The 24311-nt window shown below is 58.5% G+C and carries 31 protein-coding genes; 24 read left to right on the top strand and 7 right to left on the bottom strand.

What is annotated here, in order from left to right; translation table 11 throughout:
• Positions 1 to 7: 7 nt before the first annotated feature.
• Entirely contained in the window at positions 8 to 589 is a 582-nt protein-coding gene (locus tag BLU89_RS16190) for an FMN-dependent NADH-azoreductase (protein WP_074737920.1), read from the top strand.
• A gap of 64 nt (positions 590 to 653) precedes the next feature.
• Positions 654 to 1394, top strand: a complete 741-nt coding sequence (locus BLU89_RS16185) for an aspartate/glutamate racemase family protein (RefSeq protein WP_074737918.1) — start codon at positions 654 to 656, stop codon at positions 1392 to 1394.
• Here BLU89_RS16185 and BLU89_RS16180 read toward each other — a convergent pair whose 3' ends face one another.
• Positions 1395 to 1925: a prolyl-tRNA synthetase associated domain-containing protein gene (locus BLU89_RS16180; RefSeq protein ID WP_074737916.1), complete on the bottom strand. Its 531-nt coding sequence runs from the start codon at positions 1923 to 1925 to the stop codon at positions 1395 to 1397.
• 89 nt (positions 1926 to 2014) lie between these two features.
• Between BLU89_RS16180 and BLU89_RS16175 the strand changes: the two genes are divergently transcribed.
• The 11 genes from BLU89_RS16175 (at position 2015) to trmD (ending at position 9478) form a co-directional block, all read left to right on the top strand.
• A complete protein-coding gene (locus BLU89_RS16175; protein ID WP_074737914.1) occupies positions 2015 to 2533 on the top strand; it encodes a hypothetical protein in 519 nt (172 codons plus the stop codon).
• A gap of 161 nt (positions 2534 to 2694) precedes the next feature.
• Positions 2695 to 4203, top strand: coding sequence for a signal recognition particle protein (gene ffh / locus BLU89_RS16170; RefSeq protein WP_074737912.1), 1509 nt, complete (start codon positions 2695 to 2697; stop codon positions 4201 to 4203).
• On the top strand, positions 4200 to 4754 hold the full coding sequence (locus BLU89_RS16165; RefSeq protein WP_083347774.1) for a GNAT family N-acetyltransferase: 555 nt from the start codon (positions 4200 to 4202) through the stop codon (positions 4752 to 4754). Before ffh ends, BLU89_RS16165 begins: the two co-directional genes overlap by 4 nt.
• Positions 4751 to 5287 (top strand): GNAT family N-acetyltransferase, encoded by a 537-nt coding sequence (locus BLU89_RS16160; RefSeq protein ID WP_074737907.1) that lies wholly within the window; start codon positions 4751 to 4753, stop codon positions 5285 to 5287. Before BLU89_RS16165 ends, BLU89_RS16160 begins: the two co-directional genes overlap by 4 nt.
• Positions 5284 to 5820, top strand: a complete 537-nt coding sequence (locus BLU89_RS16155) for a GNAT family N-acetyltransferase (protein ID WP_074737905.1) — start codon at positions 5284 to 5286, stop codon at positions 5818 to 5820. Before BLU89_RS16160 ends, BLU89_RS16155 begins: the two co-directional genes overlap by 4 nt.
• On the top strand, positions 5817 to 6113 hold the full coding sequence (locus BLU89_RS16150; RefSeq protein ID WP_074737903.1) for a chorismate mutase: 297 nt from the start codon (positions 5817 to 5819) through the stop codon (positions 6111 to 6113). Before BLU89_RS16155 ends, BLU89_RS16150 begins: the two co-directional genes overlap by 4 nt.
• Before the next feature lie 67 nt (positions 6114 to 6180).
• Positions 6181 to 6570: a 30S ribosomal protein S16 gene (gene rpsP, locus BLU89_RS16145; RefSeq protein WP_074737901.1), complete on the top strand. Its 390-nt coding sequence runs from the start codon at positions 6181 to 6183 to the stop codon at positions 6568 to 6570.
• Positions 6571 to 6582: 12 nt separating this feature from the next.
• Positions 6583 to 7218 carry a 5,6-dimethylbenzimidazole synthase gene (bluB, locus tag BLU89_RS16140; protein WP_074737899.1) on the top strand — a complete coding sequence of 212 codons (636 nt, stop codon included), beginning with the start codon at positions 6583 to 6585 and terminating at the stop codon, positions 7216 to 7218.
• 141 nt (positions 7219 to 7359) lie between these two features.
• Complete coding sequence (gene rimM / locus BLU89_RS16135; protein ID WP_074737897.1) at positions 7360 to 7863, top strand: ribosome maturation factor RimM; 504 nt, start codon at positions 7360 to 7362, stop codon at positions 7861 to 7863.
• Positions 7863 to 8678, top strand: a complete 816-nt coding sequence (locus BLU89_RS16130) for a hypothetical protein (protein WP_074737895.1) — start codon at positions 7863 to 7865, stop codon at positions 8676 to 8678. The genes rimM and BLU89_RS16130 overlap by 1 nt, the downstream gene beginning before the upstream one ends.
• Entirely contained in the window at positions 8675 to 9478 is an 804-nt protein-coding gene (gene trmD / locus BLU89_RS16125) for a tRNA (guanosine(37)-N1)-methyltransferase TrmD (RefSeq protein WP_074737893.1), read from the top strand. The genes BLU89_RS16130 and trmD overlap by 4 nt, the downstream gene beginning before the upstream one ends.
• Before the next feature lie 2 nt (positions 9479 to 9480).
• On the opposite strand, the gene BLU89_RS16120 is transcribed toward trmD, so the two are convergent.
• A complete protein-coding gene (locus BLU89_RS16120; RefSeq protein WP_176797717.1) occupies positions 9481 to 10281 on the bottom strand; it encodes a glycoside hydrolase family 25 protein in 801 nt (266 codons plus the stop codon).
• A gap of 377 nt (positions 10282 to 10658) precedes the next feature.
• Between BLU89_RS16120 and rplS the strand changes: the two genes are divergently transcribed.
• Positions 10659 to 11042: a 50S ribosomal protein L19 gene (gene rplS / locus BLU89_RS16115; RefSeq protein WP_074737891.1), complete on the top strand. Its 384-nt coding sequence runs from the start codon at positions 10659 to 10661 to the stop codon at positions 11040 to 11042.
• Positions 11043 to 11053: 11 nt separating this feature from the next.
• Entirely contained in the window at positions 11054 to 11275 is a 222-nt protein-coding gene (rpmE, locus tag BLU89_RS16110) for a 50S ribosomal protein L31 (protein ID WP_074737889.1), read from the top strand.
• Between the two features lie 98 nt (positions 11276 to 11373).
• Here the strand turns inward: rpmE and BLU89_RS16105 are convergent, their stop codons facing one another.
• The 3 genes from BLU89_RS16105 to BLU89_RS16095 all read right to left on the bottom strand — a co-directional run bounded on the left by BLU89_RS16105 (position 11374) and on the right by BLU89_RS16095 (position 14717).
• Positions 11374 to 12051, bottom strand: a complete 678-nt coding sequence (locus BLU89_RS16105) for an SOS response-associated peptidase (protein WP_074737887.1) — start codon at positions 12049 to 12051, stop codon at positions 11374 to 11376.
• 58 nt (positions 12052 to 12109) lie between these two features.
• On the bottom strand, positions 12110 to 13699 hold the full coding sequence (locus BLU89_RS16100; protein ID WP_074737885.1) for an MFS transporter: 1590 nt from the start codon (positions 13697 to 13699) through the stop codon (positions 12110 to 12112).
• A 130-nt stretch (positions 13700 to 13829) separates the two neighbouring features.
• Positions 13830 to 14717 carry an AEC family transporter gene (locus BLU89_RS16095; protein WP_074737883.1) on the bottom strand — a complete coding sequence of 296 codons (888 nt, stop codon included), beginning with the start codon at positions 14715 to 14717 and terminating at the stop codon, positions 13830 to 13832.
• Positions 14718 to 14935: 218 nt separating this feature from the next.
• On the opposite strand from BLU89_RS16095, the gene BLU89_RS16090 reads away from it, so the two are divergent.
• Together BLU89_RS16090 and BLU89_RS16085 are read left to right on the top strand one after the other, a co-directional pair.
• Positions 14936 to 15745, top strand: a complete 810-nt coding sequence (locus BLU89_RS16090) for a division plane positioning ATPase MipZ (protein ID WP_074737881.1) — start codon at positions 14936 to 14938, stop codon at positions 15743 to 15745.
• 205 nt (positions 15746 to 15950) lie between these two features.
• Positions 15951 to 16748: a class II glutamine amidotransferase gene (locus BLU89_RS16085; protein WP_074737879.1), complete on the top strand. Its 798-nt coding sequence runs from the start codon at positions 15951 to 15953 to the stop codon at positions 16746 to 16748.
• 41 nt (positions 16749 to 16789) lie between these two features.
• On the opposite strand, the gene BLU89_RS16080 is transcribed toward BLU89_RS16085, so the two are convergent.
• Both BLU89_RS16080 and BLU89_RS16075 read right to left on the bottom strand, forming a co-directional pair.
• A complete protein-coding gene (locus tag BLU89_RS16080) occupies positions 16790 to 18025 on the bottom strand; it encodes an adenylate/guanylate cyclase domain-containing protein (RefSeq protein WP_074737877.1) in 1236 nt (411 codons plus the stop codon).
• A 62-nt stretch (positions 18026 to 18087) separates the two neighbouring features.
• Complete coding sequence (locus BLU89_RS16075) at positions 18088 to 18540, bottom strand: MarR family winged helix-turn-helix transcriptional regulator (protein ID WP_074737875.1); 453 nt, start codon at positions 18538 to 18540, stop codon at positions 18088 to 18090.
• A 169-nt stretch (positions 18541 to 18709) separates the two neighbouring features.
• On the opposite strand from BLU89_RS16075, the gene BLU89_RS16070 reads away from it, so the two are divergent.
• From BLU89_RS16070 to maiA, 7 genes are all read left to right on the top strand, one after another.
• Positions 18710 to 19336, top strand: coding sequence for a LysE family translocator (locus BLU89_RS16070; RefSeq protein ID WP_074737873.1), 627 nt, complete (start codon positions 18710 to 18712; stop codon positions 19334 to 19336).
• A gap of 22 nt (positions 19337 to 19358) precedes the next feature.
• A complete protein-coding gene (gene fahA, locus BLU89_RS16065; RefSeq protein WP_074737871.1) occupies positions 19359 to 20615 on the top strand; it encodes a fumarylacetoacetase in 1257 nt (418 codons plus the stop codon).
• 3 nt (positions 20616 to 20618) lie between these two features.
• Entirely contained in the window at positions 20619 to 20975 is a 357-nt protein-coding gene (locus BLU89_RS16060; RefSeq protein WP_074737869.1) for a VOC family protein, read from the top strand.
• A 313-nt stretch (positions 20976 to 21288) separates the two neighbouring features.
• A complete protein-coding gene (locus BLU89_RS16055; RefSeq protein ID WP_074737867.1) occupies positions 21289 to 22899 on the top strand; it encodes an FAD-dependent oxidoreductase in 1611 nt (536 codons plus the stop codon).
• A 5-nt stretch (positions 22900 to 22904) separates the two neighbouring features.
• Positions 22905 to 23102, top strand: coding sequence for a DUF2783 domain-containing protein (locus BLU89_RS16050; RefSeq protein ID WP_074737865.1), 198 nt, complete (start codon positions 22905 to 22907; stop codon positions 23100 to 23102).
• Positions 23103 to 23107: 5 nt separating this feature from the next.
• A complete protein-coding gene (locus tag BLU89_RS16045) occupies positions 23108 to 23650 on the top strand; it encodes a VOC family protein (RefSeq protein WP_074737863.1) in 543 nt (180 codons plus the stop codon).
• 7 nt (positions 23651 to 23657) lie between these two features.
• Positions 23658 to 24296: a maleylacetoacetate isomerase gene (gene maiA, locus BLU89_RS16040; protein ID WP_074737861.1), complete on the top strand. Its 639-nt coding sequence runs from the start codon at positions 23658 to 23660 to the stop codon at positions 24294 to 24296.
• Positions 24297 to 24311 lie beyond the last annotated feature (15 nt).

Below are 24311 nucleotides of genomic sequence, written 5' to 3'. Positions count from 1 at the left end.
AGCCGAAATGACCAAAACCATCCTGCATATCGACGCCTCTGCCCGCCGCACCGGATCCGCCACGCGCGATCTGTCCGACCGGGTGGTCCGCCACCTGAAAGCCGGGCGTATCATCCGCCGCGATCTTGCATCTCCCCTGCCCCTGATCACCGAAGACTGGATCGGTGCCAATTTTACCCCCGCCGATCAGCGCGACGTGGTCCAGCAAGACGTCCTGTCCCTGTCGGACGAGTTGGTGTCGGAACTGCGAAAGGCAGATACCATCGTCATCGGTCTGCCGATCTACAACTTCTCGGTTCCGGCCGCATTCAAGGCATGGATCGATCTGGTCGCCCGCGCGGGCCTGACTTTTGCCTATTCCGAGGAAGGCCCGAAAGGCCTGCTGGAGGGCAAACGCGCCATCCTCGCCGTAGCATCGGGCGGCACAGCCGTCGGATCCGAGATTGACTTTGCCACCACCTATGCCCGCCATGTTCTGGGCTTCATCGGCATCCATGATGTCGAGGTCATCGCCGCAGACCGTATGGCGCTGGACCCCGAGGCAACACTGTCCAAAGCGCAAAAAGCCGTCACAGAACTGGCGGCCTGATTGACCTGACCCCCCTGAAACGTCCAGTCTGCGCCGAGGCAAATCAGCTGGCTGGGCGTTTCACATGAAGAAGATCGGAATATTGGGCGGTGTTGGCTGGGCCTCAACCGTCGACTACTATCGGGCGATTGCTGAAGGCGCGGGCCGGTATTTCGCTGAACGCGGCCACGGATCACCGCTGCCCATCCCACCCATGACTATCGAATCTGTCACCCAAGCCAAAACCCGTGCCTTGCGCGGCGTGGCCGATAACGAAGAAAGCTGGACCGCATTCGACGCAGTGTTCCGCGAAGCTCTGCTGACGTTGGAGCACGCTGGCTGTGACTTTGGCATCATCGCCTCCAACACGCCCCACGCGCGGTTGCATTCGATCCGCAATGGTGTCTCAATGCCCATTCTCAGCATTTTTGATGCGACCGCCGAAGCGGCTGCCTCGACAGGTGCGACCAAGGCACTGGTTCTCGGAACCACGGTCACCATGCAAGCCACCAACTATGCCGAGCGGCTGGTCGCCGAGGGCATCACCGCGAACCCGCGCCTACCCGAGACTGAGATTGCCGAGATGCAGGCGATGATCGACAGTGATTTCTATGGCGGCGCGTCTGAGACCGCACACGCGCGCCTGCTGGCGTTCTGCAACAAGCATGCCGCACCCGGAACGGCGATCTTGCTGGCGTGTACCGAGTTGCCTCTGGCCTTCCCCGATCATCTGGACGACCCGGTATTCGAGGCGGATGGTCACCTGTTCATCAACCCCTCTGCCGCTCATGTCTCCACCGCTCTGAGCGAAGCGCTTGAGGAGTGATCAGGGTAGCCAGGTTACCTCGCATCCGATCTTGTCGAAGAATGTCATAAGGTCGACGCGCTCCATTGCAACGGTGCGGTCGTTGACCAAAGGGTGCATATTAATGACATCGGCCTCTTGTGCGGCTGCGTCCATGAAGAACTTTACGTTGTTCTCAAAACCGTTGATCATCGCCAGTGGACTGACCGCACCAGGCCGAATGCCGAGGTTCTGAAACAACCGATCTGCCGAACCGAAGGACAGATTACCAATCCCCAACTCCGCCCCCAGCGCCTTAAGGTCAATCTCGCGGCTCTGTTCCAGCGTCACCAGATAGTTCCGCTTTTTCTTGTCACGCAAATAGAGGTTTTTGAGTCGTAGAACGTTTTCACCCGGCAAGATGAACTGGTCCTCGACGCCTTTGGCATCCTCCACCGTGCGCAGCGGGATATGGGTGTGCAACCGATAGGACAGCCCCCATTCATCCAGCTGAGCCAACAGCGCATCCGAGCTGAGCGGCAGTGTATCCTGATAGGCGGATGATGTGTCCATGGGAACCTCCTTGTGTGCCGCGCTCATCGCGCATCACGAGGGCAAATTCAAGCCACGACAGGCGCAGAGTTCGGTGCTAGCGTGCCACCATGAAAGTCACGCGCAATACTCCGAACCAACTGATCCTGTCCGATACGCCGTGGTTCATCGGCATCACGCTGGTCTTCTTCATTCTGGCTTTTGTCGGCGCAGGCCTGTTCCTGGCTAGTGAAGGCGGTGAGGGCATCTTGTTCGGCATCTTCTTCGCACTGTTCGGCGGTGGTATGGGCTTTGGCGCTTTCTGCGCCTTTGTCCGCCGCGTACAAGTCATACTGGACCGCAACAAGGACAGCATCGTGATCCGCAGGCAGTCGGTCTTTGGCTATGAAGCGGTGGAACACGTATTGTCGAGCCTGTCCCATGCCGAGATCGAAAGCACAACGTCGCGCAGCGACAAGGGCACATCAACCCTCTACCGTCCTGTCCTAATACTGGACAAGGGAATGAGCGAGGGCCGGCATCCCATCGTCGAGGCGTTTTCAAACGGTCGTGGCGCCCATCAGCTGGTGGATACAATCAATGACTGGTTACCTGCGCGCAAGGTTGACTCTGCCAGCCAATCGGCCTAAATCCCCGCAAACATCCGGAAGCATCTTGATCTTCCGGTCCCTTGAGTCGTTCAGGGATCGCCCCCCACCAGCGTGTTACGCCCGTGGGGGCGTTTGTGCATTTAGCCGGCGCATCCTATCTAGGGCACGCCAAGAGATAACCGGCATAGGAGGCCGAAGGCATGTTTGAAAATCTATCCGAACGCCTCTCTGGCGTCTTTGACCGGCTGACCAAACAGGGTGCCCTGTCCGAAGAAGACGTCAAGACCGCCCTGCGTGAAGTCCGCGTTGCCCTGCTTGAGGCCGACGTCTCGCTGCCGGTGGCCCGTGAGTTCGTCAAGAAAGTGCAGGATCAAGCCACCGGTCAGGCGGTGACCAAATCGATCACTCCCGGCCAGCAGGTCGTCAAGATCGTGCATGACGCGATGGTTGACACCCTGCGCGGTGAAGAAGACCCGGGTGCCCTGAAAATCGACAACCCGCCTGCGCCGATCCTGATGGTCGGCCTGCAAGGCTCGGGTAAGACAACCACCACCGGTAAGCTGGCCAAACGCCTGAAAGAGAAAGAGGGCAAGAAGGTCCTGATGGCCTCGCTCGACGTTTATCGCCCGGCGGCGATGGACCAGCTGGCAGTGCTGGGCACGCAGGTCGGCGTCGATACGCTGCCGATCGTACCCGGCCAATCCCCGGTCGATATTGCCAAGCGCGCCAAGCAGCAGGCGACACTGGGCGGCTATGACGTCTACATGCTGGACACCGCAGGTCGCCTGCACATCGACGAAGTGCTGATGAACGAGGTCGAGCAGGTCCGCAATGTGGTTGACCCGCGCGAGACCCTGCTGGTCGTCGACGGCCTGACCGGACAGGTCGCCGTTGAGGTCGCCGAAGAGTTCGACGCCAAGGTCGGTATCTCTGGCGTGGTTCTGACCCGGATGGATGGTGACGGGCGCGGTGGTGCAGCGCTATCGATGCGCGCGGTCACCGGCAAGCCGATCCGCTTTGTTGGTTTGGGCGAGAAGATGGACGCGCTCGAAACATTCGAGCCGGACCGGATTGCGGGACGTATTCTGGGCATGGGCGACATCGTGGCCCTGGTCGAAAAGGCCCAGGAAACGATGGAGATGGAGCAGACCGAGCGCATGATGAAGCGCATGGTCAAAGGCCAGTTCAACATGAACGACCTGAAAATGCAGCTGGAACAGATGATCCAGATGGGCGGTATGCAGGGCATGATGGGCATGATGCCGGGTATGGGCAAGATGGCCAAGCAGATGGATCAGGCGGGTCTCGACGACAAGATCCTGCGTCAGCAGATCGCGCTGATCCAGTCGATGACCAAACGCGAACGCGCCAATCCTCAGTTGTTGCAGGCGAGCCGCAAGAAACGCATCGCTGCCGGTTCGGGGATGGAGGTCAGCGACCTCAACAAGCTTCTCAAGATGCACCGACAGATGTCGGACATGATGAAGAAGATGGGCAAGATGGGCAAAGGCAAGATGCTGAAACAGGCCATGAAAGGCATGTTCGGCAAAGGCGGCCCCTCGCCCGAGGACATGGCTGCAGGCATGGACCCCAAAGCTCTGGAACAGGCGGCCAAGGCAATGGGCGGTAAGATGCCCGGCGGAATGCCCGGTATGGGTGGCGGCATGGCGTTGCCTCCGGGCCTGAGTGGTTTCGGAAAGAAAAAGTGAACCTACTCGCCCAACATATCCCTATGCTTGAGACTGAGCGCCTGATCCTGCGCGCCCCGTCCGAGGCTGATTTCGAAGCCGAGGCCGAGTTTTTCACAAGCGATGCCTCCAAGTTTGTTGGCGGGCCCTTGCGCCCGGATGAAACATGGCGGGCCATTGCCATGTTGCTCGGGCATTGGTCGCTACGAGGCTACGGGTTTTGGGGCGTCGAGGAAAAAGGTACCGGCACCTATGTGGGCCATGTCGGTCTATGGTATCCGCATGGTTGGCCCGAACCCGAGATCGGCTGGACTCTCATGAACCACGCCACCGGCAAGGGTTATGCGACCGAGGCCGCGCTGTCAGCACGAACGTATGCTTATGATGTGCTAGATTGGGAAACGGCGATCTCGCTGATCGACCCGGACAATTTGGGCAGCAAAGCTGTGGCCAAGCGCTTGGGCGCGCAGTTTGACTATCACTACGAACACCCCAAGTTTGGCACCACGGAAATCTGGCGTCACCCTGCGCCGTCCGATCTGGTGAATGGCGGGATGGAGGCCTACGCATGATGGACCTGCACATTCCCGTTCTGCAAACCGAGCGCCTGATCCTGCGCGGCCCAGAGGCACATGATTTCGAAGCCATTGCAACGTTTTTTGCCGACAAAGACCGCAGTTGGGGCTTTGGTGGCCCGTTGGACCGAAATGAAGCGTGGCGCTGGTTCGCCAGCCTGATAGGCCATTGGGTCCTGAACGGATATGGCTTCTGGATGGTGGAAACACACGACAACCAGCCGATCGGTTTTGTCGGCATCTGGGGGCCTGAAGGCTGGCCCGAACCCGAGCTTGGCTGGGTCATGTATGAAGGCAGCGAAGGCAAGGGGTATGCCCGCGAAGCTGCAGAAGAAGTGCGCCGCTATGCCTATGACGTTCTGGGTTTCGATACGTTGAGCTCGAACATCTTTCCCGGCAATACTCGTTCGGTCGCTTTGGCCGAGCGGCTGGGTGCGCATTACGAACGCAGCTATGAAAATGTGACCCACGGCACTGAGATGGTCTATCGCCATCCCGGCCCAAAGCAGTTGGCCGGGGTATCCGCATGACAACCTTTACCATCCCCACCGTCGAATCCAATCGCCTTGTCCTGCGTGCGCCGCACAAGGATGATCTGCCCGCGATGACAAAATTCTTCGGGACCGACCGCAGCCATATGGTGGGTGGCCCGAAGGATGAGATCGGCTGTTGGGACTCGCTAGTCAAGCGGTTGGGCCACTGGGCGCTCAACGGGTTTGGCCTATGGCACCTGACTGAGAAATCCAGCGGCGAATTTGTCGGCTGGGCCGGTATGATCTATGCACCCGGCTGGGCCGAGCCCGAGCTTGGCTGGACCCTGATGGAGCAGGCCGAAGGCAAAGGGCTGGGCTTTGAAGCCGCGCAGGCCGCGCGCGACTATGCAGCGCGGCACCAGGGGCTGAATGGCGTCATGAGCTATATCGCCCATGCCAATGATCGCTCACGCGCTTTAGCCGAACGCCTTGGAGCCACCTATGAGTGCGAGGCTGAATTGCTGGGCAAGAAAGCCCAGATGTGGCGCCACCCGAAGTCCGACTTGACCACCGAAAGGGCCGGCCAATGACCAACCCCGTGACACAGGCTGCCACGCTGTTGAAAGAGCATCGCGAAAGCATCGACCGGCTGGACGCGATCCTTGTTTACACACTGGGCGAGCGGTTCAAACACACGCAGGCCGTTGGCAAGCTCAAGGCCGCACACGACCTTCCCCCGTCCGATCCCTCGCGCGAGGCGGCGCAGATCGCACGGTTAGAAGACCTGGCGAAAGAGGCCGATCTGGACCCCGACTTCGCCAAGGCTTTCCTGAACTTCATCATTCAGGAAGTCATCCGACACCACAAGAAACACCAGAATTAACCGGAAAAGATCCCGGCTCACTAAAAGACACGCCTCTGGCGTGATGCCATTCAAAGGAGATACCACCATGGCAATGAAAATTCGTCTCGCCCGCGGCGGCTCGAAAAAGCGTCCCTTCTATCGCATCGTAGCGGCTGACAGCCGTATGCCGCGCGATGGTCGTTTCATCGAAAAGCTGGGCACCTACAACCCGCTGCTGCCGAAAGACAACGAAGAGCGCGTTAAAATGAACATGGAGCGCATCCAGTACTGGCTGGATCAGGGCGCACAGCCCACCGACCGTATTGCGCGCATGCTCGAAGCTGCTGGCGCCCGTGACAAGGCCGAGCGCAACAACCCCAACAAGGGTGCACCGGGCAAGAAAGCCCAAGAGCGCGTGGAAGAGAAAGCTGCCAAAGCTGCTGCCGCAGCCGAAGCCGCTGCTGCACCGGCTGAAGAAGCGGCCGCAGAAGAATAAGCAGGCGGACGCGTGCAGGATCAGGCTTTCACCGACGATTTTCGCACGCAGTTCGATCTGTTGATGCGGCTCCGGCGTGACGTGCGCCGGTTCCGCACCGACGCTATAGACGAGGCAGTGCTGACGCGCTGCCTCGACGCGTTTCGACTGGCCCCTTCAGTGGGGCTGAGCGAACCCTGGCGCGTGATCCGCGTCGAAAGTGAGGCCGCGCGCAGCGCGGCACTGAAGAATTTCCAAACCGCAAACGAACGGGCGCTTGCCGGGTATTCCGGTGAAAAAGCCCAACTTTATGGCCAGCTCAAGCTGTCCGGGATGCGGGAAGCGCCGGTACAACTGGCCGTGTTCTGTGACGATGCCACAGACAAGGGGCAAGGTCTCGGTGCGGACACCATGCCCGAGATGCGGCGCTACTCTGTCGTCTCGGCCATCACCTTGTTCTGGCTGGCCTTACGGGCAGAAGGATTGGGGCTGGGTTGGGTGTCCATCCTGGATCCTGATCAGTTGACCCAGGACCTGGATGTGCCCAACGAGTGGCGGCTGATCGGCTATTTCTGCGTCGGCTGGCCCGAAGCTCAGTCCGATATACCGGAATTGGAGCAGATCGGCTGGGAATGTCGCAACAACTCATTGCCCATTGAGGTGCGCTAGACATGTTCGGATTGTTACGGCTTCCCATCCTGCTGGCGATCGCCTTTATTGTGGGCGTGTTCTTTGAGCGCTCGAACCAACGCGAGGCCTGTGAAGGGGTCGGACAATGGCGGAGCGGACTATGTGTAACGGAAGGCTCAAATGAGTGATCTGATCTGCGTTGGCAGCATTGCGGGATCCTTTGGGGTACGCGGCGAGGTGCGGCTGAAAAGCTTCTGTGCTGTACCTGAGGATATCGAAGACTATTCGCCGCTGACCGACGAAGAGGGCAAAGAACGCTATCCTGTGGTCCTGACACGCGCAATCAAGAACGGCTTTGCTGCCCGGCTGGGCGGCGTTGAGACCAAGGAAGCAGCGGATGCGCTGAACGGCCTGCGCCTGTATGCGCGGCGCGAACAGTTGCCATCGCTACCCGATGATGAGTTCTATCACACCGACCTGATTGGGCTTGAGGTCTACGACACCGGCGGCACCCTGCTGGGCCGGGTCAAATCGGTACAAAACCACGGAGCAGCGGACTTGCTGGAACTGCACGGATCGGGTCTGAAATCCACCGTTCTGCTGCCGTTTACACTGGACGCTGTGCCGACTGTTGATCTGAATAAGGGCCGTATCATCGCCGATCCGCCCGAGGGCTTGCTGTAATGCGCCGTGTGTTGCTGCATCTGGGTCTGCACAAGACCGGAACGACGGCGGCGCAGTCTTTTTTATTTGAAAACCGGTCTCTGATCTGGCCACAACACGCGCTGGTTCTACCTTATCGGACCCGCAAAACCGGCCTGTCCGAGGCCGCCACGCGCTATTCCGTCTACGGCACGCCCGGCGCGCTGAGCGATTTCAGGGATCAGATGCGCCATTTCCTGAACTCGCTGGAATTCGGCCAGAAACGCGGGTTGGTTCTGAGCGAAGAGAATTTCTCGGGTCTACGCCCCAGCCGCAACGTCGCGGTGGGATATGAGGCCGCGCCAGAGCTTGCCTCCTGTCTGGTGGGGCTGATCCGGGACCGGTTCGCCGACGAAGAGGTGCATATCACGCTCTACTATTCGCTGCGCCAACGGGGAAGCTGGCTGCGCAGCCTGTGGGCGCATGATCTGCAACGCTCGCGCCTCATTCAGGATTTTGAGACCTTCCGCGCGCGGCTTGAACCTGTGCCCTCGCCTCAGATCGCAGCCGAGGCGGTGCGGGATCGCCTGCCCTCGGTTTCGGTCCGGACCGAATGGCTGGAGGACCTGCAGGGCCTGCGGTACGGGCTTGGAAACACGTTCGCCGAATTCCTTGATCTGCCCCCGGAAAAGGCCGCCGAGTTGGTTGGTCCGACCCGATCAAACCCGCGCCTGCCCGAGGATGTGTTGCAGCAAATGTTGGAGATGAACCGGTCCGCGCTGGACGACGCAGCGCTTATCGACCAAAAGGCGGCTCTGGTTCAACGCGTCCAGAATGATCTGATCGGCACAAGATGACAGAAAATCCCGGAAAGTCCCATGGCCGCAAAGCCATCCGCCCGGCGCTGAAACCGCGTGAGTTGATGACCCCAACCCCAGATTTGCACGGGGTGTGGAAGGCCAAGATCATCACTCTGTTTCCGTCCGCTTTCCCCGGTGTTCTGGGCGAAAGTCTGACGGGCAAGGCCCTGCAGGAGGGTCTATGGCAATTGGAAACCATCGACCTGCGTCAGTTCGGCGTCGGCAAGCATCGCAATGTGGATGACACCCCTGCGGGCGGCGGTGCAGGTATGGTCCTTCGTGCGGATGTGTTGGGCGAAGCCATCGAGCACACGATGACGGGCATTCGGGACAACTGGCCGCTGATCTATCTCAGCCCGCGCGGCCGCCGGATGGACCAGCAGATGATGCAAAATCTGGCGCGTTGCGATGGCATGACCCTGTTGTGCGGTCGTTTCGAGGGCGTCGATGAACGGGTGCTGGAACATTACGGCGTGCAAGAGGTCAGCTTGGGTGATTTTGTCATGACCGGTGGCGAAATCGCCGCTCAGGCGTTGATAGATGCCACGGTGCGGCTGATCCCCGGCGTGCTGGGCAATCAGGCCTCCGCCGAGGAAGAAAGCTTTTCTTCCGGCCTGCTGGAGCATCCACAATACACGCGCCCCGCCGAATGGAAGGGTCGCCCGATCCCGGATATTTTGATGTCTGGTCACCATGGCCGGATCGCCGAATGGCGCAACGACATGTCCGAACAGATCACCCGCGAACGGCGGCCCGATCTGTGGGATGCTTACCGGAAATCCAAAAACAACGATTAAGACTAGCGCGTTGTTTTCCACAACGCCCAGGTCTCGGGTGTGCCGTTGAACGTGTTGATGTCCACCTTACCCTGAACCCCCGGCACCAGCCCGGTGCCGGTATATTGCCAGAACCGCCAGATGGCGCTCGGATAGACGTTACGTGGGTGTCCTGCGACTGAACGCAGCCAGAATTCGGTCTTCGGCAGGCGTCCGATATCAGTGTCTCGATAGAAATCGACCGTGGTGTAGACAATCGGGCGGCGGCCATAGTGCCGTTCCAGGATATCGAGGAATTTTTGCGCCTCGGCCCGGATGGTTCGGCCATCGGGGCGCAGCGTGCAGGTCTTGGAATGGGGTGTCCATTCCATATCGAGCACATGCGGCAGGTCCGACCCTTTGGGCACGTTGCGGATGAACCAGCGAGCCTGTTCATGGGCTGGGCGGCAGAAGTAATAATAGTGATAAGCGCCCCATGGCACCCCAGCGGCCTGTGCGCCCCGTCTGTGTTCATCAAACATCGGGTCGGTAAAATCTCCGCCTTCGGTTGCTTTGATAAAGGCAAAGCTCACGCCCGAGGCGCGGGCCGTGCGCCAATCAATCGGTCCCTGCCAGCGCGATACATCCAAACCGTGCACGGGGTAGTGGCCGGGATGGCGCCCCTCCCATTCGTGCGGGTCCGCGTCGCCGAAACCGGGATAGATAATCGAGGGCGGTGTCGTGTCCGCAAACGCCTGTGGCTCAACCACCTGAGGTGCGGGCCCCTGACGACCGCATGAGGCGGCCGCGAGGGTTAGAACGGCCAGAAAAAGTGCTTTGCGCATCATCTTTTTTGTCTCAAATCTGCTCGTGTTTATTGGCTTTAGAATGCCCGATCGACGCAACAACGCAATGGTATAGTTTGCGAGCGGCGGAAACGCACCGTCGCACCTGTTCAGGAAGAGATTTAGGGCTTGATCCCTGTCCGCAAATTCCTTAAACGAGCGCAATCCGGTGTGGCATTGAGCGACTCCGGTGTTTTGGTTTGCATCCTGACGTGACGCCCGGCTTTCTTCTGCCATGGCGCGACAGGGCAGACCGGACCAAAGGAACATTCGATCTGACCTCTGGCGGGCTGTACGCAGGACCCGGTGAAGACCAAGAGCTCTCAGGCCGTGCCCAAACTTCGTGGACCAACCACGAGCAGATAGGAGTACCTGCGATGGACCTGATCGCACAGCTTGAGGCGGAACAGATTGCCGCCCTGGGGAAAGACATTCCCGATTTCAAAGCCGGTGACACCATCCGTGTCGGCTATAAGGTGACCGAAGGGTCGCGCACCCGTGTACAGAACTACGAAGGCGTCTGCATCGCCCGCAAAGGCGGCAACACCATCGCCGGCGCGTTCACCGTACGCAAAATTTCGTTTGGCGAAGGCGTGGAGCGTGTGTTCCCGCTGTATTCGACCAACATCGACAGCATCACCGTTGTCCGCCGTGGCCGCGTTCGTCGCGCCAAACTGTACTATCTGCGCACCCGTCGCGGTAAGTCCGCGCGTATCGCAGAAGTCACCAACTACAAGCCCAAGGCTGGCGCCGAAGCGTAAGGAACGGAAAGATGAAAAAAGACATCCATCCCGATTATCACGTCATCGACGTCAAAATGACCGATGGCACCGTGGTTCAGATGAAATCCACCTGGGGCAGCGAAGGCGACCAGCTGGCTTTGGAAATCGACCCCTCCGTGCACCCCGCATGGACCGGTGGCACGTCGCGTCTGCTGGACGCTGGCGGCCGTGTGTCGAAGTTCAAAAAGAAGTACGAAGGTCTGGGCTTCTAAGCCAGACCCGTTTGAGATGCAAAAAGGCCGTCCCTTGGGGCGGCCTTTTTTGATGCCGCTCTGATTGAAGGCTGATCCGGCTACAATGGACGGCGCGTTCAGAAATCAAAACCGATTTGGACGGGCGGCGAATAAGGTTCGATCATATCTTCCCCCTCGGCACCGCGCTTGATGGGTTTGACGGTATGACATTCGAACCGACCATCATACTGTACCCCCAGCGACTGCTGAGCCTCTTGTGCGGTCGTGACCCCTGATAGCCAGCTTTCAATCTCGTCCGGGGTCAGGATCACCGGCATACGGTTGTGAATATGGGCGATCTGGGGGCTGGGTTTCCGGGTCAGGATCGTGCAGCTGAGACGTCTGTCATCTGTTCGGTAGAATCCGGCGAAGAACATTACCGGGGCGTTGCGCTGTACCGTGATATAGACCGGGCAATCATGGCCCTGATCCTTGGGCCATTCATAATAGCCCAGCGCCGGAATTAGGCAGCGTCCGTTGTTCCAATAGTCCTGCCAGAATCCAACATTCTCGATCTTCGAGTTGATCATGGGTTTCTTGCTGCGCGGGTCCTTGATCTGCCAGCGCGCCGTGGCCAATTCGGCCCGGTCACCATCCCACCGGATCATGCCGACCCTATCGGTCGGCGACACGTTGTATCCGCCTGAGGGCAACTGATCGGGCAGATGAGGCGAAACCTTTCCGTAGAGAAAATACTCGGTTATCGCCAGCATTTCCCGTTGTGTCAGATGACCGGCTGCAAATTTTCCACACATGACAAAAGCCTAGGCGGATTGGTCGGTGGTCACAAGTGACCCACAACCATCGGTCTGGTCAGTCCTTTGTCAGATCAACGGCGCTGTGAACCGGTGGAACGGGTCCTTTCAGCAACATCAGCGCCAGCATCATCGCCACGAACGCAGCGATGGCGGCCACCAGCATCGCGCTGTCAAAGGCGTTGTCCTGAAGATCACGCAGCGCCTTAGCGAGTTGCGCTCCGGTATCCGGGTTCAGCCCGGCGATCAATTGCTGCACTTGGCTGGGCGTCCCATGCGTCAGGGCATGGGCAAGATCGGTACGCTGGCTCGACCCTGCGGGCAGCGCGTTTATGACCTCGGACAGCCCGCGGCGGATGGTAATGGATTCGGCAAGGCCCCCGATCACCGCACCCAGAGTAGCTCCGAAGTACAGGAACGCGTTGATCACGCCTGATCCCTGACCGACATGTTCTTCGGGCAGCAGCCGTAGGCCGAGACGGGGGAGCAGAGAAAAACCGATGCCAAGACCGATCCCGACAATGACCAGCTTCCACCACATCCCAGCATAGCTGGTGGTGTTTGTCGTCGTCATTAGCAACAAAAACCCACAGGCCATGAATCCCATGCCCAGCGCGACCGGCCATCGAAAACTGTAGGGCGCAAGAAATCGCGGAGCCGTGACGGACACAATGAACATGCTGACGCTCAGCGGCAGGATTGCGCTGCCTGCATCAATGGCCGAGTATCCAAAGGCGTCCGGCGATTGCACAAACACGTTGAAATAGACGAAAAAGGCAAAGAGCGTGAAACCGGTGAAGAACATACCCGCAGCCGCCATAAAGTAGCGGGGGTGGCGGAAGTATCGCAGCTCGATAAGCGGGTCCTGACTGAGGCGCGACGTCAGGACAAGGGCCACAACAGCGCAGCCCGAAACGGCCAGAGGAACCAGTGTGAACATGGATCCCCAACCCTTGCCTTCACCATTGCCGAGGGCGAAGGACAATGGGCCCAGAAACATGATCATGGCGATGGCGCCGGCATAATCGAACCGGGCATCCGCCTGCCGCATATCCGGAACGTAATTGCGTTTGCTGACCTGCAGCCCGATGATAAATGCAATAGCAAGCAACACCAGGTCGGTGGCAAAAACAGCTCTCCAACTGATGTAATGCGCAAAGGCGCCGCCGACGATAGGCCCGACGCCAATGGCGAGCCCGACGATAGCGCCCCAGGCGCCTGTGACGCTTGCGCGCTGATCTTCGGGTGTCGCAGCAGTCAGGATGGACAGAGACGTCCCAAACAGCGCTGCCGCCCCGGCGCCTTGCGCGCCGCGCCCGATCAGCATCATCGTTGCATCCTGTGAAAGCAGCGCCAGAATCGAGCCCACGGCAAAGACGATCATTCCGAAGAAGAAAACACCCATCTTGCCGGTGATATCTCCCAACCGGCTGACGATGGTCACAAGTGTGGCGCTGGCCACTGTATACGCTGCCATCACCCATTGCAGGCCGGATGGGGTCAGGTCGAACTCGGCCTTCAGATTTGGCAGGATGGTCGCAACGGCGGTGGTATTGAACCCGACAACCATCATGCAAATGGCCGTCATAATCAGAACCATGCGCGCTCCGCCTGCACCGGAATTCCCATCGGTTTGACTGGTTTTCATCGCTGTGCCCTCTAACCAAGATACGCCCTGTTATGGCGCGTCAGCAAATTAACTCACGGGCATTAAGGCATTTTTTCGCCTTCAATCCTAGGGTGCACGCCGCAACACGGATTACAGGGCGTGGCAGAGATCATATCCAATACGACAGCGCCACCGGCAGCACCAATATCGTGGTCAGCGTCGAGACCAGAATGAACCCGGCCACATCGGGTCCGTATTCTGGCATGTGCTGATCGATGAACAGATAGGTGGCAACCGACGACGGCATCAGGCAACACAGGATAACCGCCCCCCGCTCAGCCCCGGTGAAACCGAACATCCAGACCAGCATGCTTGCAATGACAAATGCCATCAACAGGTGCACCGCCGTCAGCAACACGGCGCGCCCAAGGCGTCTGATCTGCAGCGTTGCCAACGTATGTCCCAAAGTCAGCAGCATCAGCGGGATCGAGAGGCCGCCCAGAATATCAAAGGATTTGGCAACGGGCTGTGGCAGGCTGTAGCCGGTGGCCATAAGCACCAGAGACAACGCGACTGCGTAGATAACCGGGGTCGTCGCCAACTTCTTTGGCGAGAACTCCCCGGCCGGTATCCACATACCGATTGTGAAGATGCTGATCAGTACAACGACCACAAACCCCATCGTATAGGCCATGCCCGCATCCCCCAGCGCCAGCAGAGTAATCGGCAGGCCGATATTGCCGACATTGCCGTGCATGAGCGGCGTCAGAAACGCCCGTACGGGCAGCCCCATCAGTTTAAGCGCGACGACTCCCAACAGGCCAAATCCCGCAATCGCCAGAGCCGCTGCGGTCATGACGTCAAGAAAGGTTCCAACCGCGATTTGTGTGGTCGACAGGTGCGAGATGATTAGCGTCGGATACCCGACCCTCGATACGATCCCGCCGATCACCTTGTTGTCAAAAGGGGCTCGGATCAACGCCAGTAAATAGCCGATTCCAGCACAGATCAGGACGGGTAAAACCACGTTCAGGACGTTCAGAAACAAGTGGTCCAATGGTTGCCCTCGATCACAAAACCCCGATCGGAACAGTGAAACAGGGCCATCCGTTTGGCAAGGACTTACCCTAACCCCCAACCAGCACGTGCTTTTCCAAATTAGAGCCTGATAAAGCCTCTCAGGACGGTTCGAGGTTCTTCCCTTCCCTGTCCACACAACATATAGTGGCTGCCAACAACGTGTAGGCAAACACGGCGGGACGTGGGAAGACAGGTATGGCACATATCATTGTGGTGGGGAATGAAAAGGGCGGCGCAGGCAAATCGACTGTGTCGATGCACGTGGCCACAGGTTTGGCGCGGCTGGGACACAAAGTCAGCACGCTGGATCTGGACTTGCGGCAGCGCAGTTTGGGCCGGTATTTCGAAAACCGTCTGAACTTTCTGAACGGTTCAGACCTTTCTCTGCCCAGCCCGCGCCACCATGACCTGCCCGAGATCGACGCCGGTGCACTGAAACCCGGTGAGAACATCTATGACCACCGCCTATCGGCTGCCGTGGCCGAATTGGAAAGCGACAGCGACTTTATTCTGATCGACTGTCCGGGCTCGCACACCCGCCTCAGCCAGGTGGCGCATTCGTTGGCCGATACCCTGATTACTCCGCTGAACGACAGTTTCATCGATTTCGATCTGCTGGCGCGGATTGATTCAAAGGGTGAGAAAATCCTTGGCCCATCGGTCTATTCCGAGATGGTCTGGAATGCACGTCAATTGCGCGCGCAGGCGGGACTGAAACCGATCGACTGGGTGGTCGTGCGCAACCGGGTCGGGACCCAGCGCATGGTCAACAAGGAAAAGATGCAGCGCGCCATCGAGATGTTGTCGCAGCGTATCGGATTCCGCGTCGCATCGGGCTTTTCAGAACGCGTCATTTTCCGTGAACTGTTCCCGCGTGGGCTGACCTTGCTGGATCTCAAGGATATCGGCGTCAAGCAGCTCAACATCTCGAACATCGCCGCGCGTCAGGAATTGCGCGATATGATGAAAGAGCTGACCCTGCCGGGTGTTGAAATCGATTTCTAAGATCTGGCGGACAGTCAGTTATCCTGACGGTAGGCAGCTTAAATATACACGCCTACCGACGAGAGTGGTGGCTTTGACCCGCCCTTTTCGCAAATACATTGTCGCTTGATAGACAAATGCGCTGAAATCTCTGAATTCTGGGTAAATCTTTCTCATTCGCCAATGTTATTGATATCCGGTCTTCTCAAGAATTGGATAAAGGCTGATGTGTCGATTTCTGGCGTGGGTTGGTGAAAACCGCTATCTGGATGAGTTGGTGTTCAAACAAGAGCAATCTCTTGTCGAACAAAGCCGTAACGCGCTTGTTGGAAAAACGCCCATAAATGCTGACGGGTTTGGCCTTGCCTGGTATTCGGATCACACAAATCCCTGTTTCTACAAAGATACCAACCCGGCATGGTCGGATGCCAACCTGCGGCAGCTTACGCATCACACGCGTTCAAATCTCTTTCTTGCGCATGTACGCGCATCGACCGGTACGGCGACTTCACGCAACAATTGCCACCCGTTCGGTTATGGTCGGTGGAGCTTTATGCATAACGGGCAAGCTGGTGGTCACAACCGCATCCGACAGCAGCTGGACGCCATGATACCAGCTAACCTCTATGAACACAGGCTGGGTGCAACAGAGAGTGAGGCTATTTTCCTGATCGCCTACGGTGAGGGCCTGGAGACCGATCCGATTGGTGCAATGCTCAGATCAGTCGAACGCGTCGAGACGCTATCGAGGCAAAGCGGAGCGCTACCTTATCTGCGATTTGCAGCCTGCTGGTCTGATGGGGAAAGCCTGTTCGCGGCAAGATACGCATCGGATCGTTATGCCCCAAGCCTTCATTATCGGGAATGCGAGGACGGTATCGTCGTGTCGTCAGAGCCTCTGGATGGGAACTGCGGGAACTGGAACGAAGTTCCGGTGAATACGGCAATCGAAACCAAGGGAAGCGATATTCGCATTCATCCGTTCCAACCCAAGGTTTCGTTCGTAGGCCGTGACGTCGCATAATCCAGATCTGAACCAAAAGGACAGTGACCGGGTTGCCATTGTTATTTAGGCGGAGAGTGGACTGTAAACAGCTCTTTCGGCTCGGCCACACCTCTTAACATATAGCGGCCAACCGAGATCAGTTCCTGCGTACAGGGTTCCGCGGCTTTCGCCACATTGTCAGAAATCAAAATCCGCTGCCCAAGCGAACGATGCATCCCGGCAATCCGCGCGGCCTGGTTAACGGTTGGGCCGATCACTGTGAAATCCAGCCGGTTCTCGGCACCGATGTTGCCATAGAGGATTTCACCGGCATGGAGGGCCAGCGTGTAGTTCGAGACCGGTTGACCCCGCGATGAACGCTGAGCGTTCAACTCGGTCATACGTTCTTGCAGCATGGCCGCCGCGCCCAGCGCAGCGCGGGCATCGGCGTCGATCTCACCCACGTCAAACATCGCCATGAGCCCATCGCCCATGAATTTGAGAATACTGCCGTCGCATTGGTGCACCACCTCCACCGCCACAGCGAGATAGTCGTTCAGCATGTCGATGATTTCAGTGCCCGGAAGCTCTTCCGACAGACTGGTGAAGCCTTCAAGGTCAAAGTTCCAGATTACAGCATCAATCTGCTGCAAAGACCCGCGGCGGATTTCACCGGACAACACCCGCTGCCCTGCGTCGCGGCCCAGATAAACGCGCATCAGATCTTGCGATACCCGCGCATTCGATGCCGATTTCAGGGCCAGCCCCAGATGCGGCAGCGCTGTTTCGATCACCTCCAGATCAGCATCGCAGAACCCATCGGGCGCGTTGCTGGCCCAGGACATCAACACGCCATCGATTGCCTTTTTTGCATCGCGTGTGCTGCTGTGAGACGGCACATCAAAGCTGACGCCGGTGGCGTAGTAATCCGTCGCACCATGTTCCCGCAGTTCGTTCAGCAAGGGAAAGCGGTTGGGTTCGTTCTGATCAACCAGTCGTTCGCGGATCGTGTCAACGTCCTCGTTCAGAATGACGAAAAGCGGACTCTTCTTCCAAACCTCACTGGGCTCTTCGGAAAACTCGAAGGTCTGGAACTCGCCCCCTTGCCCTTGATACCAGCTATAACCGGTTCCGCCGTATACCGGATGCAAAGCCGGCTGCGCCGCGTGAAACCGCATCAAGGGGATGCCAAGATCGACCAGACGGTTGCAATACCCGTCCAGCAGCTCTTCTTTGTCGGCCCCTTCCAAGCCTCGGGTAACCAGCCAATCGATCAGATCATGGGATTTTGCCGCTGGGGTGTCCGGCGCTGTCATGTCACGTTCCTGCGTCCTTTATGAGCTTGATCTGGGGATGGAGACCCCGGATTACCAGTGCCCTAATCCATCCCGGCGAGACGCCGCAACATCATGCGCAGCAAAGCGGCCTCGCCGGTGGTGAAGCGTGCAGCCAGCTTGGCGTCATAGTCACGCGCGATATCGCGCAGCTCGCGATAGACCGCCTGACCCGAGGCGGTCAGCGATAACTGTTCAACCCTCCGGTCATTCTCGTCCCGCAGCCTATGCAGGTATCGGCGCTGCTGTAATCCCCGCACCGCCCGGCTGACTTTGGTTTTGTGAATCTTCGCGCGCAGAACGATGTCACGCGCCGTCATCTCACCATAGTTTCCAAGGTGGAACAGCACTCGCCACTCGGTGCGCAACATGCCATAGCGGTTCTTGTACACCCGTTGAAATTCGAGCGAGCTTTCCTCGGCCGCCTGATTCAACAGGAAGGGCAGAAAACTTCGTAAGTCGAACGTGTCGGGGTCGTCATCATCTAAATGGGCCATGCTTGATAGTTACAAAACCAACCAATAATCGGCAAGCTGCAAACTGAAAGACTTTTGCGCCCACGCCCACACCGAACGGCAATTGCAGCCTTCTGCGCGCTGCGGCAGGATGACAACAACATCTCTAAAAGTAATACTGAACCAAACTGTAAGAAGCGCCGGAGCCGAAATGAGTTTTGATATCTGGACGACCTATGTGGTGACTGTCCTGCTGATGATGGCCACACCCGGGCCAAGCCAGCTGCTTATGCTGTCGAACTCTGCGGCCAATGGGCTGCGGCGCGGGATGTTCACGGCTGCGGGAGACCTGACTGCCAATTCCCTTCAGATGCTGGCGGCAGGTCTGGGCCTTGCTGCGCTGATTGCGACCTCCGGAACAGCACTGACCATAATCAAATGGCTTGGTGTCGCCTATCTGGTGTTTCTGGGGTTCAGGCAAATCCTGAAAGCCGGTGCACCATCCTCACGCAATGCCGTGTGGACCAGTCGCAATGCGCTGTGGATGCAAGGCTTCATCACCTCCGCCACGAACCCCAAAGCGGTGGTGTTCTTCGCCGCGCTGTTTCCGTTGTTTATCGACGGCGCGCTGCCCTTCTGGCCGCAATTCGCCACGCTGTCAGCGACTTATCTGGTCATCGACGGGATATTCCTGATCGCCTATGGTGGCTGTGCAAGCTGGCTGGCCCGGCGCCTGCAGGGCACGGCAAAGCCGTGGCTTGACCGGATCGGCGGCAGCTTCCTGATTTTGGCGGCGGTCTTGCTGGGCCTGAAATCCCTCCGCACCGCATCGCAGTGAACAAAAGACATAAGGACTCCTCATGGCACTGATGAATTCCTGGGTCACATCGGCCAATTCCGCCGATCACCCGTTTCCACTGAACAACCTGCCCTATGGGGTGTTCTCGACCGAAACCACCGAGCCCCGTTGTGGCGTCGCCATCGGTGACATGATTTTCGACGTTACCGCGGCCGAGACAGACGGGTTGATTGCCCTGTCGGACGAGCCACTTTTTGACCTGCCCTTCTGGAACCCCCTGATGGAAGGAGGCCCCGCCGTCTGGGCCGCCTTACGCGCGCGTCTGACCGCCCTGCTGGCCGAAGGCTCAGACGAACAGCACAAGCTTGAGGCGCTGCTGATCCCGCGGGACGCAGCCGAGTTGCATATGCCGTTCGCCGTCAGCGAATACACCGATTTCTACGCGGGCCGGAATCATGCCCAGAACGTCGGCACCATGTTTCGAGGTCCGGAAAACGCGCTGCCGCCGAATTGGTTGCACATCCCGATCGGCTATAACGGACGCGCTTCATCCGTGGTTGTGTCGGGCACTGAAATCCGCCGCCCTTGGGGACAGCTGAAATCGCCCGATCAGGACCTGCCCGCTTTCCTGCCCAGCCGACGTTTTGACATCGAACTAGAGATGGGCGCCATCGTAGGCACACCTTCGGATGGCCCGATTTCGGTACAGGAGGCGGATGACAACATCTTTGGCTACGTTTTGTTGAACGACTGGTCTGCGCGCGATGTGCAGGCTTGGGAATACCAGCCACTGGGGCCGTTTCAGGCCAAGGCGACCGCGACATCTATCAGCCCTTGGATCGTGACCAAAGCAGCGCTCGAACCATTCCGCTGCGATGCCCCGGATCGCGAGTTTGCGTTGTTGGATCACCTGAAGGATTGCGGTCCGATGCTGTATGACATCGATCTGGCCGTGACGATGGCGCCACAGGGCAACGCGGCCACGACCATCGCGCAGACCAACTATCGCGAAATGTACTATTCCGCTGCGCAACAGCTGGCGCATCACACCACCTCGGGCTGTCCGATGAACGTGGGTGATCTACTGGGTTCGGGCACGATCTCTGGCCCGAACAAGCCCGAGCGCGGCTCGCTACTGGAGCTCAGCTGGGGTGGCAAGGACCCCCTGACGCTGGACACGGGTGAAACCCGCAGCTTTATCGAAGATGGCGACACCCTGACCCTGATCGGGGCGGCCAAGGGGGACGGGTACACTATTGGTTTTGGCGATTGTTCCGGCACCGTTCTGCCTGCTCTGGAAGACCCGTACGCGCGCTGATCGATGTTTGCAGTTGATCATATCCAGATCGCGATCCCCCAAGGGGGTGAGGCAAAGGCACGGGCATTCTGGCGCGATGCACTGGGGTTGGAGGAACTCGCAAAGCCCGAACCCCTGCGTACACGTGGCGGCCTTTGGCTGGCACTGGATCAGGGCGAGCTGCATCTGGGGGTCGAAAAAGAATTCTCGCCCGCCCGCAAAGCGCATCCGGGTTTCATAGTTGATGATCTGAATGCGGTAGCAGCACAGATCGAAACCTTCGGCCAGACCCTGCGCTGGGATACAACGCTGAAAGACCGCCGTCGATTTTTCACCGAAGACCCTTTCGGCAACCGGCTCGAATTTCTGCAAAGGAACTGAACGCGGTAATCATGTCCCCGATCGACATCCAAGCACCGCAAACCGAACTCGGCAAGATGGCTGCGCGGTTCTGACGCCTAAGGCCATCCGTGCCCGTGCGTTACCGTCGATCATGATCATGTGACGAGCGTCGCAATTTGCTCCACCCGCCTCGACTGATCCCAAAAACGAATGGTTTTGCAGGCCTAATTTTTCGAACCGGATTTGATCCAGATCGTGGCGGCCCGGAATCGGCAGTGAAATTCTGGCGCAAGCCCTCCGGTGCAACAGCACCGGAGACCAGATGAGCTGTGCCAGAAAAGGGAGAGAGACAGTGAACAAGATTTTCGAAGTTCCACTTTACGCCTACAAGGCCAGCCCGGACCAATCCGCGCCAGAACCCGTGCGCCACAAAGTCATCGTTGTCGGGGCTGGACCCGTAGGTCTGGCTGCCGCTATCGATCTGGCCCAGCAAGGGATCGAGGTTCTGGTTCTGGACGACAATGACAAGGTAAGCTTTGGCAGCCGCGCCATCTGTTTTGCCAAACGCCCGCTGGAAATCCTCGACCGTCTGGGCTGTGGGCAGCCGATGGTGGACAAGGGTGTTTTGTGGAACAAGGGCAAAGTGTTCTTCGACAAGCGTCAGGTTTACGAATTCGACCTGCAACCTGACAGCGGTGATCAGCACCCCGCCTTCATCAACCTGCAACAATACTATTTCGAACAGTTTCTGGTCGACCGCGTGCGCGAGTTGCAGGAACAGGGCGCGCCGATCGAAATCCGGGGCCGCAACAAGGTCGAGGCCGTGGGCACCCATCCCGATCACGTCAAGCTTGAGGTGGAAACGCCTGAGGGGTCTTATACGGTCGAAGCCGATTGGGTCATCGCCTGCGACGGCGCGGGCTCTCCGATGCGGGCGATGCTGGGCAAGGATTTTGTGGGCCGCGTGTTCGAGGACAATTTCCTGATCGCCGATGTGATCATGGAGGCCGATTTCCCCTCGGAGCGCTGGTTCTGGTTTGATCCCCCCTTCAACAAGGGTCAGTCAGCGCTGCTGCACAAACAACCAGATGGAGTCTGGCGGATCGACCTACAGCTGGGTTGGGATATCGACAAAGAACGTGAGAAACGCCCCGAAAACGTCATCCCGCGCCTTAAGGCCATGCTGGGCGAGGATGTGAAGTTTGAACTGGAATGGGTCAGTATTTACACCTTCCAATGCCGCCGGATGGATCAGTTCCGCCATGGCCGCGTGATCTTTGCGGGCGACAGCGCGCATCAGGTCAGCCCCTTCGGCGCCCGCGGGGCCAATTCGGGTGTACAAGATACTGACAACCTGTGCTGGAAGCTGAAACTGGTGATCGACGGCAAAGCGCCCGAATCGCTGCTGGACAGCTATGATCAGGAACGCATTCACGGCGCGGACGAGAACATCCTGAACTCGACCCGCTCGACCGATTTCATCACTCCGAAATCCCGGATGTCCCGCATCTTGCGCGACGCGGTGCTGGACCTGAGCGAGCATTACGACTTTGCCCGCCCAATGGTGAATTCCGGCCGCCTGAGCGTGCCTTGCGTCTATGACGGCTCTGCTCTGAATTCGGCGGATGCGTTAAGCGGACCAGCGCAGACACGCCCGGGAGCGTCCTGCCCGGATGCGCCCTTGGGTGACGGGTTCCTGCTGCCAAAACTTGCTGGGCAGTTCACGATGCTGACCATCGACGCAGATGCACCGGATGAGATTGAGGTCGATGGCATCACGGTCAAACGCCTGGCGCTTTCGGTCAAGGACGATCCGACACTAACGCTGAAACGCCGCTATCTGGGCGATGCTGCGAGCGCGGTCTATCTGATCCGGCCCGATCAGCACGTCGCCGCCCGCCGCGACACCTACGAAGAAAACACATTCCGGCACGCGGTTCGCCGCGCCACAGGCAAGGAGTAAGCGACATGTCCGATCTGATCCTCTCATCCAACCTGACCCATGCGGACAACTTCTATGCTAATCTGGTGGCGGCCCATGACGGGCTGGAGAAAGCTGAAAGCGATGCGTTCAACGCCCGCCTCGTGCTGGTTCTGGCAAACCACATCGGGGACAGCGCGGTGCTGAAACAGGCCCTGGTCGCCGCAGCCCTGAAACAGGAGTAAGCGTCATGAAAATCGAACAGATTCACCACGTCGCCTATCGCTGCAAGGACGCGAAGGAAACGGTCGAATGGTACGGCAAGATGCTGAACATGGATTTCGTTCTGGCGATTGCCGAAGACCATGTGCCTTCGACCCATGAACCTGATCCATATATGCACCTATTTCTGGACGCCGGGAACGGCAATGTACTGGCGTTTTTCGAATTACCGACCAAGCCCGAGATGGGGCGCGACCCGAATACACCAAAATGGGTACAGCACATTGCTTTCAAGGTGAAGGACCGCGATGAACTGATCGCGTTCAAGAACCATCTTGAGGCAAACGGCGTCGAGGTACTGGGCGTCACCGATCATTCGATCTTTCACTCGATCTATTTCTTCGACCCCAATGGCCACCGGGTGGAACTGGCTTGCCCCGATCCCGAAGAAGAGGCCATGCTGGCCCGGCTGGATTCGGTGAAATGGGATATGCTTGAGGAATGGTCGCGGACCAAACGGGCACCCCAACATGCGGACTGGCTGCACGCCAAGGAACTAAGCAAGGGCTAATTTCTGAATGACCGACGTGGTACTGTTTGACTACTGGCGATCCTCTGCCAGCTACCGGGTGCGGATTGCACTGAATCTGGCCGGGCTTACCTATCACCCCGTTGTGGTTGATCTGGTGAACGGGGGGCATCGCGCACCGGATCATCTGGCGCGCAATCCGCAGGGTCTGGTCCCGGTACTGGATATTGATGGGATTCGACTGACCCAATCGCTGGCGATCATCGACTATCTGGACGAGACCCGCGAACTGGGCCTGCTGCCAACCGACCCGGCCAAGCGGGCGGCCGCACGGGCCTTGGCGCACAGTATCGCTGTGGACATCCATCCGGTCTGCAATTTGTCGGTTGCCAAACATGCCACTGCGCTCAGCAATGGCGCAGGTGACATGCCCGGCGACTGGATGCGTCACTTCATCCGACCCGGGTTGCTGGCATTTGAATCGCTGCTGGGCGGATTCGACCAAAGCCCGTTCTGTACCGGTGACACCCCCGGACTGGCCGATATCTGCCTGATCCCGCAGCTTTACAACGCGCATCGCTGGAATGTTGATCTGTCAGACATGCCACGCCTGGCGGCGGTCGAGGCCATTTGCGCCGAGCATTCCGCCTTTGCCGCGGCTCATCCCGACCTGCACGCCCCGCTCTGAAGCGACGCACAGAAT

The organism is Ruegeria halocynthiae (genome assembly GCF_900106805.1).
Taxonomy (GTDB): Bacteria; Pseudomonadota; Alphaproteobacteria; order Rhodobacterales; family Rhodobacteraceae; genus Ruegeria; species Ruegeria halocynthiae.
The sequence above is the reverse complement of the archived record's forward strand: the minus strand, read 5'-3'. Positions and strand labels throughout refer to the sequence as shown.